General features: G+C 69.2%; 7 protein-coding genes. 2 read left to right on the top strand and 5 right to left on the bottom strand.

Annotated elements, in window-relative coordinates; all coding sequences use genetic code 11:
• The first annotated feature begins 207 nt into the window (after positions 1-207).
• Positions 208-618, top strand: coding sequence for a winged helix-turn-helix transcriptional regulator (locus MOQ72_RS24590; protein WP_242187987.1), 411 nt, complete (start codon positions 208-210; stop codon positions 616-618).
• A 124-nt stretch (positions 619-742) separates the two neighbouring features.
• Here the strand turns inward: MOQ72_RS24590 and MOQ72_RS24585 are convergent, their stop codons facing one another.
• The 3 genes from MOQ72_RS24585 to MOQ72_RS24575 form a co-directional block, all read right to left on the bottom strand.
• On the bottom strand, positions 743-3,148 hold the full coding sequence (locus MOQ72_RS24585; protein ID WP_242187986.1) for an ATP-binding cassette domain-containing protein: 2,406 nt from the start codon (positions 3,146-3,148) through the stop codon (positions 743-745).
• A 262-nt stretch (positions 3,149-3,410) separates the two neighbouring features.
• On the bottom strand, positions 3,411-3,821 hold the full coding sequence (locus MOQ72_RS24580; protein WP_277954636.1) for a VOC family protein: 411 nt from the start codon (positions 3,819-3,821) through the stop codon (positions 3,411-3,413).
• Positions 3,822-3,826: 5 nt separating this feature from the next.
• Positions 3,827-4,276 carry a helix-turn-helix transcriptional regulator gene (locus MOQ72_RS24575; RefSeq protein WP_242187984.1) on the bottom strand — a complete coding sequence of 150 codons (450 nt, stop codon included), beginning with the start codon at positions 4,274-4,276 and terminating at the stop codon, positions 3,827-3,829.
• 290 nt (positions 4,277-4,566) lie between these two features.
• On the opposite strand from MOQ72_RS24575, the gene MOQ72_RS24570 reads away from it, so the two are divergent.
• Complete coding sequence (locus tag MOQ72_RS24570) at positions 4,567-10,044, top strand: ATP-binding protein (RefSeq protein ID WP_242187983.1); 5,478 nt, start codon at positions 4,567-4,569, stop codon at positions 10,042-10,044.
• Between the two features lie 127 nt (positions 10,045-10,171).
• On the opposite strand, the gene MOQ72_RS24565 is transcribed toward MOQ72_RS24570, so the two are convergent.
• Positions 10,172-11,047, bottom strand: coding sequence for a glycoside hydrolase family 16 protein (locus MOQ72_RS24565; RefSeq protein ID WP_242187982.1), 876 nt, complete (start codon positions 11,045-11,047; stop codon positions 10,172-10,174).
• Between the two features lie 146 nt (positions 11,048-11,193).
• The gene (locus MOQ72_RS24560; RefSeq protein ID WP_242187981.1) at positions 11,194-12,078 is read right to left on the bottom strand and encodes a phosphotransferase family protein; all 885 of its coding nucleotides are present in this window, start codon (positions 12,076-12,078) and stop codon (positions 11,194-11,196) included.
• Positions 12,079-12,190 lie beyond the last annotated feature (112 nt).

Below are 12,190 nucleotides of genomic sequence, written 5' to 3'. Positions count from 1 at the left end.
ACTCGCCCCACCATTCCGGAATACGATTCCAAGAGCCAACACCTCATGGCCACCCAGCCGGGCAGATCGATCGCCGCCACGGCGCTCGTCCAGCGTGCCTCCTTCGATGCCTGGGTGCTTACCAAAGGTTCCTTGGTATCTTCAGGTGACCTGGGAAGTTGGGTCAATCAGGCACTTTGCAGTGCCCGGGTTCCGTGGAGGTAACCAGTGGCCGATGCCGCATCCACTGCTGGCGCAACCAGGCCGCCCGCCCAGCTGTCGGGTGCGCAAGGCTGCCGCGCGCGCGAGGTCCTAGACCTCGTCGCCGACAAGTGGTCCCTCGGCGTCGTCGACACGCTCAGCGCGGGACCCAAGAGATTCAGCGAGCTCAAACGCTCCATCGAAGGCATCAGTCAAAAGATGCTGACCGTCACGCTGCGCGGCCTGGAACGCGACGGGATCCTCACCCGCACCGTGTACGCCGTCATGCCGCCCAACGTCACCTACGAACTCACGGCCGTGGGCCGCACGCTCCTCGATGCGACGAATCCCCTGGTCCAATGGAGCCTTCAGAACATCTCGGCGATTGATGCGGCGCGCGCGGAGTTCGACGGCAGAGCGGATCGACCAACGCGCTGATCTGCCGATGAGCGTGCATGTAGTCCGACCAGGAACGCCTCGTCGGTACACTGTGGACGTTGACTGCGAGGGGTGCGACACCGTTGAACCCGGTCTCGTCTCTTGGTGTTCGCGAGGGCGTCGGTCAGGTGCCGACGTAGGCCGCTAGGTGTTCGCCGGTGAGGGTGGAGCGGGCGGCGACGAGATCGGCGGGGGTTCCCTCGAAGACGATCCGACCGCCGTCGTGACCGGCTCCGGGGCCGAGGTCGATGATCCAGTCGGCGTGCGCCATCACCGCCTGGTGGTGCTCGACGACGATGACCGACTTGCCGGAGTCGACGAGCCGGTCGAGCAGGCCGAGCAACTGCTCGACGTCGGCGAGGTGGAGACCGGTGGTCGGCTCGTCGAGGACGTAGACGCCGCCGTTGGCGCCCATGTGGGTGGCCAGCTTGAGCCGCTGCCGCTCGCCACCGGACAGCGTCGTCAGCGGCTGGCCGAGCGAGAGGTAGCCGAGCCCGACGTCCGCCATCCGCGCCAGGATCTTGTGGGCTGCTGGCGTGTGCGCCTCGCCAGCGCCGAAGAACTCCTCGGCCTCGGTCACCGACATCGCGAGCACCTCGCTGATGTCCTTGCCGGTGCCGTCGCCACCGAGTCGATATTTCAGCACCGATGCCTGGAACCGCTTCCCCTCGCACTCCTCGCAGGTGGTGGCGACGCTGGCCATCACCGCCAGGTCGGTGTAGACGACGCCCGCGCCGTTGCAGTTGGGGCAGGCGCCCTCGGAGTTGGCGCTGAACAGCGCAGGTTTCACATCGTTGGCCTTCGCGAACGCCTTGCGGATCGGGTCGAGCAGCCCGGTGTAGGTCGCCGGGTTGCTCCGTCGCGATCCGCGGATCGCGCTCTGGTCGATCGACACCACGCCCTCGTCCGCGGGGATCGACCCGTGCACGAGCGAGCTCTTGCCGGAGCCAGCGACGCCGGTGACGACGGCCAGCACGCCGAGCGGGATGTCGACATCGACGTCGCGCAGGTTGTGCGCTGTCGCACCGCGGATCTCCAGCACGCCGGTGGGCTTGCGCACCTCCTCCTTGAGGGCGGCCCGGTCGTCGAGGTGGCGGCCGGTGATGGTGCCACCCGCCCGCAGCCCCTCGACGGTGCCCTCGAAGCAGACCGTGCCGCCCGCCGTACCCGCGCCGGGCCCGAGGTCGACGACGTGGTCGGCGATCGCGATGGTCTCCGGCTCGTGCTCCACGACGAGCACCGTGTTGCCCTTGTCCCGCAGCCGCAGCAGCAGGTCGTTCATCCGCTGGACGTCATGGGGGTGCAGGCCGATGGTGGGTTCGTCGAAGACGTAGGTGGTGTCGGTGAGCGACGAGCCGAGGTGGCGGATCATCTTGACGCGCTGCGCCTCGCCGCCCGAGAGCGTGCCCGACGGCCGGTCGAGCGAGAGGTAGCCGAGGCCGATCTCCACGAACGAATCGAGGGTGTGCTGGAGCTTGGCCAGCAGCGGCGCCACGGACCGCTCGTCCAGACCGCGCGTCCACTCCGCCAGGTCGCTGATCTGCATCGCACAGGCGTCGGCGATGTTGATCCGCTTGATCTTCGACGACCGAGCCGTCTCGCTGAGCCGGGTGCCGTCGCACTCGGGGCAGGTGGTGAAGGTGACGGCCCGCTCCACGAACGCGCGGATGTGCGGCTGCAGCGACTCCTTGTCCTTGGACAGGAACGACTTCTGGATCTTCGGGATCAGCCCCTCGTAGGTGAGGTTCACGCCCTCGACCTTCACCTTGGTCGGCTCCCGGTACAGGAAGTCCTGCATTTCCCGCTTGCTGAACTTGCGGATCGGCTTGTTCGGGTCGAGGAAGCCCGACTCGGCGTAGGTCCGCACCGTCCACCAGCTGTCCGACTTCCAACCGGGGATGGTGAACGCGCCCTCGGCGATCGACTTGGAGTCGTCGTAGAGCTCGGTGAGATCGATGTCGGAGACCGTGCCCCGGCCTTCGCAACGCGGGCACATGCCGCCGGTGATGCTGAAGCTGCGACGCTCCTTGACGGTCCGTCCGGCGCGCTCCATGGTGACCGCACCCGCGCCGCTCATCGAGGCGACGTTGAAGGAGAACGCCTGTGGCGAGCCGACGTGCGGCTGCCCGAGTCGGCTGAAGAGGATGCGCAGCATCGCGTTGGCGTCGGTGGCGGTGCCGACCGTGGAGCGCGGGTCGGCACCCATCCGCTGCTGGTCGACGATGATCGCGGTCGTCAGCCCGTCGAGGACGTCGACCTCGGGCCGCGCCAGCGTCGGCATGAAGCCCTGCAGGAAGGCGCTGTAGGTCTCGTTGATCAGCCGCTGCGACTCCGCGGCGATCGTGTCGAACACCAGTGAGCTCTTGCCCGAGCCGGAGACGCCGGTGAAGACCGTCAGTCGGCGCTTCGGGATCTCGATGTTGACGTCCTTGAGGTTGTTCTCGCGCGCACCGTGCACGCGGATCAGATCGTGGCTGTCGGCGACGTGCAGCGCGGGCAATTGCTCGTCCGTCCTCGGGGCCTTGCTCATCGTGTCCTTACCTTCTCCATCTGTGTTGCGCGGGCTCGCCTTCGCGGTCTCCGTTGGCGTCGCCTGGCTCGATCTGACCAGCGCCGAGCAGTATGTCTGGTTCTAGTTCGCTTCGGCCGGTGGCGTTTCGGACCAGCGGCCGTCGCGCGTCAGGCTCGTTCAGCTCGCGGCGGCGCGGGGTGACGCGGACAAGCCGGTGTGCGCGACGAACCGGTCACCCCGCCGCCCCAGTGCTGTCTGTGCTGGTCGATGGCCGGTCGGTTCAGCGCAGCTCGTTGATGCGGATCATGTTGCCAGCGGGATCGCGGACCGCGCAGTCGCGCCTCCCGTACGGCTGCTCGGTCGGCTCCTGGATGACCTCGGCGTCACCGGCCTGCAGTTGCTCGAAGACGCCGTCGAGGTCCCTGGTGGCCAGGTTGATCATGGCGTAGGTGCCCTTGGCCATCATCTCGGCGATGGTGCTGCGCTCGTCGTCGCTGATGCCGGGGCTGGCGGCTGGCGGGTAGAGCACGATGGACGTGCCGGGCTGGTCAGCAGGGCCGACCGTGATCCAGTGCATCCCGCGGTATTCGACGTCGTTGCGGACTTCGAAGCCGAGCAGGTCGCGGTAGAAGGCCAGCGAGGCGTCCGGGTCGTCGTGCGGGAGGAAGGTCTCGGAGATTGTGATGTCCATGCCGGTCACGCTATCCGCGGCTTGCTGACCGGCGCTTCTCGATTCCTGATCGGTCGGGTGACCTGTTTCGCCACGCACGAGGGCATCTCCAACGCCGCGCTCGCCGCCTGGTGCCGGTAGGTGCTGGGCGGCACACCGACCAACTCGGTGAAGCGAGTGCTGAAGGTGCCCAGCGACGAGCAGCCGACCGTGAAGCAGACCTCGGTGACGCTGAGGTCGCCACGGCGCAGCAGCGCCATCGCGCGCTCGATGCGCCGCGTCATCAGGTAGCTGTACGGCGACTCGCCGTAGGCACGCCGGAACTCGCGGCTGAGGTGCCCGGCCGACATGTGCACGCCGCGAGCGAGCGCCTCGACGTCCAGCGGCTGCGCGTACTCCCGGTCGATCCGGTCGCGGACGCGGCGCAGCCGCGCGAGGTCGCGCAGGCGCTCCGGCGAGGCGGGTCGGCTGGTCACGCGCGAATCGTGCCACACTGCGCGCCGGAACCGCGCCGCAACGCGTTTCTTGCCGACGGCCGTGCAGGTGGTTCGTCACCCCCGGCGTGGGGTGTGGTAGGTCTGCGAACGGCAAAGGAGCGGTTTTCCGGGTCTTTTGTGGACTTCCCACAACGCAGCGGCTCCGGCATGCGCGATGCGGGACATTGGTGTTGCCGACGGTGATCGAGCAAGGTACTAGGCGGGTGTAGGCGACGCTCCGGGCCCCGGGCGTCGCCTTCTGCACGTATGTGATTTGGGAGGCTTGGCCGGTGTTCAGTCGTGTCGCGATCGTCAACCGTGGAGAGGCCGCGATGCGGCTCATCCACGCCGTCCGGGATCTTTCGGCGGAAACCGGGACACGAATCGAGACGGTCGCGCTTTACACCGACGCCGACCGCAACGCGACTTTCGTCCGCGAAGCGGACATCGCCTACTCGTTGGGCCCCGCCTCGGCCCGCCCGTACCTCGACCACGCCGTGCTGGCGCGGGCGCTGGCGGAGACCGGGGCCGACGCCGCGTGGGTCGGCTGGGGTTTCGTCGCCGAGGACCCGGCGTTCGCCGAGCTGTGCGAGAAGATCGGTGTCACCTTCGTCGGGCCGAACGCCGAGGTGATGCGCAAGCTCGGCGACAAGATCGCCGCGAAGCTGATCGCCGAGGAAGTCGGCGTCCCGGTCGCGCCGTGGAGCCGCGGCGAGGTCGACACCCTTGAGGATGCCCTGCGCGCTGGCGACGAGATCGGCTACCCGCTGATGCTCAAGGCGACCGCGGGCGGCGGCGGGCGCGGCATCCGCATGGTCGCGTCGAAGGAGGACCTGGCCGACGCCTACGAGCGCACCAGGCAGGAGGCGCTGCGCGCCTTCGGCTCCGGCGTGGTCTTCCTGGAGCGCCTGGTGACCGGCGCCCGCCACGTCGAGGTCCAGATCATCGCCGACGGCCAGGGCACCGCGTGGGCGCTGGGCGTCCGGGACTGCTCGGTGCAGCGGCGCAACCAGAAGATCATCGAGGAGTCCGCCTCCCCGGTCCTGACCCCCGAGCAGACCGCCGAGCTGAAGGCGTCGGCCGCGCGGCTGGCGCTGGCCGTGGACTACCGCGGCGCGGGCACCGTCGAGTTCCTGTACCACCCCGGTGAGCGGCTGTTCGCCTTCCTCGAAGTCAACACCCGGTTGCAGGTCGAACACCCGATCACCGAGATCACCACGGGCACCGACCTGGTCAAGCTGCAACTGCACGTGGCGGGCGGCGGCAAGCTCGAAGGCACGCCGCCGGTCGAGAGCGGCCACGCCGTCGAAGCGCGGCTCAACGCCGAGGACCCGGACCGCGACTTCGCGCCCGCGCCCGGCCGCATCGAGCGGCTGGTGCTGCCCGCTGGCCCCGGCATCCGCGTCGACACCGGCGTCAGCGAGGGCGACCGGATCCCGGCGGACTTCGACTCGATGATCGCGAAGATCATCGCTTGCGGCCGGGACCGCGACGAGGCACTGGGTCGGCTGCGTCGCGCGATGCGCGAGACCACCGTGATCATCGAGGGCGGCGCGACCAACAAGAGCTTGGTGCTCGACCTGCTCGACCAGCCCGAGGTCATCGACGCGAGCGCTGACACGGGCTGGATCGACCGCGTGCGCGCCGAAGGCGGTCTGGTCACCCAGCGGCACTCCGCGATCGCCGTGGCCGCGGCCGCCATCGAGGCGTACCAGGACGAGGAAGAGGCCAGCCGCCAGCAGCTGCTTTCCACCGCGCACGGCGGGCGCCCCCAGGTGCAGCACCAGAGCGGCCGTCCGCTGGGCCTCAAGCTCCGCGGTGTCGGTTACCGCGTGAGCGTCGCCCGCGTCGGCCAGAAGCGCTTCCGCGTCGGCGTCTCCGGCGGCGGTGCCGTGCACCCGGCGGACGTCGAGGTCGAGCGGTTCGACGCGCACTGCGGCCAGATCGTGGTCAACGGGCACCGCTTCCGGCTGGTGTCGGCCACGCACGGCCCGATCCACCTGGTCGAGGTGGACGGCGTCGCGCACCGGATCAGCCGCGACGAGGGCGGTGTCGTCCGCTCCCCCGCGCCCGCGCTGGTCGTGGCGACGCCGCTGTCGGTCGGCGACGAGGTCGAGCCGGGTGCACCGATCCTGGTGCTGGAGAGCATGAAGATGGAGACGGTGCTGCGCGCGCCGTTCCGCGCTCGGGTCGGCGAGTGCCTGGTATCGGTGGGCAGCCAGGTCGAGACCGGCGCACCGCTGATGCGCCTGGAGCCCCTGACCGACGAAGCCGCCGAAGCGGAAGCCGCGGGCACCGTCGAGATCGACCTGCCCGCCGAGTCGTCGCAGCTGTCCGCGGCCGAGCGGGCCGAGCGCGGCCTGCAGGACCTGCGCAGCCTGTTGCTGGGCTTCGACGTCGATCCGCAGGACCGCAAGCGGGTGCTGTCCGATTACCTGGCCGCACGGGCCGAGCTCGGTGGCCGACCGCTGCCCGGCGAGCTGGACCTGCTGGCGGTGTTCGCCGATCGGTTGGAACTCAGCCGCAACCGGCCGGGCGATGAGCTCGACGTCGAGCCGAGCAGTCCGGTGCACAGCCCGCGGGAGTACTTCCACAGCTACCTGCAGAGCCTCGATGTCGAACGCGCTGGCCTCCCCGAGCGGTTCCAGGCCAAGCTGGGGCAGGTGCTCGGGCACTACGGCATCACCGACCTGGACCGCACGCCGGAGCTGGAGGCCGCGGTCTTCCGGATCTTCCTGGCGCAGCAGCGGATGTCGGCCGACGTCGCGGTCGTGTCGGAGCTGCTGCGGCAGTGGCTCGCCGGGGCGCCGCCGGTCGAGTCGCTGAGCGAACGCGTCGGGCTCGCCCTGGAGCGCTTGGTCGAAGCCACCCAGGTGCGTTTCCCCGCGGTGTCGGACCTGGCCCGCGGCCTGGTGTTCCGCTGGTTCGCCCAGCCGCTGCTGCGCCGCAACCGCGCCAAGGTCTACGCCGCGGTGCGCGACGGGCTGCGCTACCTGGACCACAACCCGGATGCGCCGGACCGCGCCGAGCGGATCCAGGCCATGGTGGCCAGCTCCGAACCGCTGGTGCGGTTGATCGGCCAGCGGATCGGGCGCCCCGGACGGGACCACGCGCCGCTGCTGGAGGTGCTGACCCGCCGCTACTACGGCAACCGCGGGCTGTCCGAGGTCGCCACGAGGGAGACCGCGGCCTACCGGTTCGTCACCGCCGAGCACGCTGGCTCGGAAGGCGTGACGCGCGTGGTCACCACCGCCGTCGACATCGACGCCCTGCCGGACGCCATCGGCGCGGTCGGCACGCTTGCTGCCGACGTCGCGGAGGACGGGCTGGTCGCCGACCTCTACGTCAGGTGGGAGCGCCAACCGGACGCCGACGAGATGGCGGTGCGGCTCGGGCAGCTGCTCGCCGAGCACCCGCTGCCCGCGGGCGTCCGCCGGATCACCGCCAGCGTCGCTGGCACCAGCGGCGCGGTGATGCACCACCACTTCACCTTCCGGCACGACGGCGCGGGTTTCGCGGAGGACCGGCTGATCCGCGGCCTGCACCCGCAGATCGCGGAGCGCCTGCAGTTGCAGCGGCTGCGCGAGTTCGACCTCACCCGGCTGCCGTCCGCGGACGAGGAGATCTACCTGTTCAAGGCCGTCGCGAAGAGCAACCCGGCCGACGAGCGGCTGTTCGCGATGGGTCAGGTCCGGGACCTGACCCCGCTGCGCGAGTCCGACGGCCGGTTGGTCGCGCTGCCCGCGGTGGAGGACGCGATCACCACGTGCCTCGACGCGATCCGCAACATCCAGGCGCAGCGCCCGCAGCACAAGCGGTTCGACACCAACCGGATCATGATGTACGTCTGGCCGTCGACCGAGCTGGCCACCGATGAGCTCGAAACGCTGGTCCAGCGCATCCTGCCGACCACCGCGGGCGCCGGGCTGGAGGAAGTCCAGTTCCTGGCCCGCCAGCGCACCGCCTCGGGCGAGTTGACCGAGGTCGCCGTGCGAATCACCCTGGCGCCGGGGCACGGCGCCCGCCTGCACGTCGGCGAGCCGTCGATGGAGCCGGTGCAGCCGCTGGACGACTACCGCCAGAAGGTGCTGCGCGCGGCCCGGCGCGGGAACGTCTACCCCTACGAGCTGACGGGCCTGCTCGCCGGACCGGAGGGCAGTTTCGTCGAGCACGACCTCGACGACCACGGCGCGCTCGTGCCGGTGGACCGGCCGAAGGGCAAGAACAGCGCCGCGATCGTCGTCGGCGTCGTCACGACACCGACTGAACGGCACCCCGAAGGCGTCACCCGCGTGGTGCTGCTCGGCGATCCGACGAAGTCGCTCGGCGCGCTGTCGGAGCCGGAGTGCTCGCGGGTGATCGCCGCGCTCGACCTGGCCGAGCGGATGCGAGTCCCGCTGGAGTGGTTCGCGCTCTCGTCGGGCGCGCGGATCTCGATGTCGTCGGGCACCGAGAACATGGACTGGGTCGCGGCCGCGCTGAAGCGGATCGTCACGTTCACCCAGGACGGCGGCGAGATCAACATCGTGGTCTCCGGGATCAACGTCGGCGCCCAGCCGTACTGGAACGCCGAAGCGACGATGCTCATGCACACCAAGGGAATCCTGGTGATGACGCCGGACTCGGCGATGGTGCTCACCGGCAAGCAGTCGCTGGACTTCTCCGGCGGTGTCTCGGCCGAGGACAACTTCGGCATCGGCGGCTACGACCGCGTGATGGGCCCGAACGGCCAGGCGCAGTACTGGGCACCCAACCTCCCGGCCGCTCGCGACGTGCTCCTGTCGCACTACGACCACACCTACGTCGTGCCCGGCGAGGCAGGGCCGCGGAAGGCTGGCACCACCGACCCGGTCCACCGCGACGTCTCCGAGTTCCCGCACGCGATCGTCGGCAGCGACTTCACCACCGTCGGCCAGATCTTCTCCGCGGAGCACAACCCGGACCGCAAGAAACCGTTCGACATCCGCACGGTGATGCGCGCGCTGTCCGACCAGGACCACCCGGTGCTGGAACGCTGGGCGGGCATGGCTGATGCCGCCACCTCGGCAGTGCAGGACGTGCACGTCGGCGGCTGGCCGGTCTGCCTGATCGGCATCGAGTCCCGGCCGGTGCCGCGGCGCGGGTTCCCGCCCACCGACGGCCCGGACACCTACACCGCGGGCACGCTGTTCCCGCGGTCGTCTAAGAAGACCGCGCGGGCGATCAACGCGGCGTCGGGCAACCGGCCGCTGGTCGTGCTGGCGAACCTGTCCGGGTTCGACGGCTCGCCTGAATCGATGCGCAAGCTCCAGCTGGAATACGGCGCCGAGATCGGCCGGGCGATCGTCAACTTCGACGGGCCGATCGTGTTCTGCGTGATCTCCCGCTACCACGGCGGTGCGTTCGTGGTGTTCTCCAAGGCGCTCAACCCGAACATGACCGTGCTGGCGCTGGAGGGCTCGTTCGCCTCGGTGCTCGGCGGCGCCCCGGCGGCGGCCGCGGTGTTCTCCGGTGAGGTGAACAACCGCACCGCGACCGACCCTCGGGTGACCAAGCTGCAAGCGCAGATCTCGACGGTCAGCGGCGCCGAACGGGCAGCGCTGACCACCCAACTCGCCGAGGTGCAGTCCGCCGTCCGCGCGGAGAAGCTCGGCGAGGTCGCCGCGGAGTTCGACCGGGTGCACAGCATCCAGCGAGCAGTCGAGGTCGGCTCGGTGGATGCCATCATCAGCGCCGCCGAGCTGCGGCCACGGATCATCGAGGCCATCGAGCACGGCATGAAGAATTGACGCTCCGCTCGGGTGACCTACGCCGCTGAGCCCAGCTCAGCGGCGTAGGTCACCAGGCTGCGGCCCGGCTCGCCGGGTATCGCGAAACGCCTTGTAGTGCAAGGCGAACTCGCGTCATCAGACCGTCTCAGGCACCGTCGGTGACGCGCACGTAGTCGATGGTCATCGTGTTGGGGAACGGGGTGCTGCCGTCCGGGTCGCCCGGCCAATAGCCGCCGACCGCCAGGTTGAGGATCAGGAAGAACGGTTTGTTGAACACCCATTCCCGGCCGCCGAGGTCGGCGGGAGTCCTGGTCTGGTAGACGTTCCCGTCGACCGACCAGACGATCTGCTCCGGCGACCAGTCGACCCGGAAGACGTGGAAGTCGTCCGCGAACGCGCCGGGGATCGAGTACGCCGAGCCGATGGCGTCGCTGCCGGAGTAACCGGGACCGTGAATCGTTCCGTGCACTGTGGACGGTTCGAACCCGACGTTCTCCATCACATCGATCTCGCCGCTCTGCGGCCAGCCGACGTTGCCGATGTCGTTGCCGAGCATCCAGAAAGCAGGCCACATCCCCTGCCCGCGGGAGATCTTGATGCGGGCCTCGAAACTGCCGTAGGTCTGGGTGAACCGCCCGGCCGTGTTGAGCCTGGCGGAGGTGTACTCGCAGGTACCGTACCAGCACTGGTAGTTGTTCGGGTTCTCCCGCCGAGCGGTGATCACCAGGTTTCCCTGGCCGTCGTGCACCGCGTTGCTGGTGCTGTTCGTGTAGTACTGCCGTTCGTGGTTGTTGACGTTGTCGCCGGTCTCCATCTGCCACTTGGAGGTGTCGACCGGGGTGCCCGCTGGCTGGTCGAACTCGTCGGCGAACGTGGCGGCCGCGGGCCCGGCATTCGATGTCGCCGCCGGTTGCGGGGTTCCGGCGGCCGGGACGGTAAGCGGGATGGTCAGGACCGCAGCAGCAGCCGCCGTGCTGAGCAGGACGGATCGGAATCGTCTGGAGAAGAGCCGTGTGGACATCAGGTCACCACCGACCACAGAGTTTTGTTGGCATGGGCAACAAATCATGGACCGGTCTAGACCAGGACGACAAGCGGCCATTCCGCCTAATCGGTTCTCCCCCAGATCCTCGCAACCAGCGCTTCCACACCGGCCGAGATGCGGCGCTATCCCGGGAAAAGCCATGCCATCGCGGCGAGGCTCTTGTCCACGTACTGGTTTCGTCCGGTCTCGACGCCGTATGCCAGGTCTTCCAAGACGCCGCACCTGGCGTAGAACACGGCGCGATCGCTGAGCGCCGCGAGGTCGTCGGTGTCGATGCGGTAGCTGCCGATGGCGGCGTGGAGGGCTGCCGGGCCCAGATCTCGGTAGAGCAGCCCGAAGTCGTGGGCCGGGTCGACGATCGCGGCGTCGCTCCAGTCGATGATGCCGGTCGCCGCCCACCCGACCGGATCGACCAGGACGTGTTCGATGCCCAGATCGTTGTGCGAGAACACGGGCACGAACCCGTCGTCCGGTGGCGGGGAGTCCAGGAACGCCTCGACCGGGCGGCGGTGCGCTGGCGGTATCTGTCCGACAACAGCCGGGTAAATCGCCGCGGCCTCCCGTCGCCACTCGGCCAGCGGGAGGTCGTCGGTGTCGACCAGATCGGCCATTTGGGCGGCCGGGACTGCGTGCAACGCAGCGAGGAACTCGCCGAGCGTGGCGGCGATGGACATGTCGTGCTCAGTTCGACGATGCCGGGGCAGGTCCAACAATGGCGTGCCGAAAACCTTCGGGTAGGCCATGCAGCCCTGTTCCGCGACCGTGAACGTCGGCTCGGGGACGGGCAGCGGCGCAACGGCGGCGACGGCCGCGAGCAAGCGAGCCTCCCGGTCAAGCTGCTCGGGGTCGGGCTCCTTGCTGAACCGCACGATCAGCTCGCCGTTGACCTCGTACGCCACGTTGTCCAGGCCCGCACCAACGGGAACCACGGAGTCGATCCGGTAGTCGGGCATGCGAGCAGCTACGACGCCACGGACGTCCGCGACTCCGAAGCGGTGAACGGCCATGCCCCAAGCCTATCGGTCTCGTGAAACCTGATCGTCCGCTATGGAGGCTCGTTGTCGAACGGCCGGTCGCGGTACTCCCCTGGCCATCAGGGATCGTCCAGTGTGGACCGTC

Source organism: Saccharopolyspora soli, assembly GCF_022678645.1.
GTDB classification, from domain to species: Bacteria; Actinomycetota; Actinomycetes; order Mycobacteriales; family Pseudonocardiaceae; genus Saccharopolyspora; species Saccharopolyspora soli.
The sequence above is the reverse complement of the archived record's forward strand: the minus strand, read 5'-3'. Positions and strand labels throughout refer to the sequence as shown.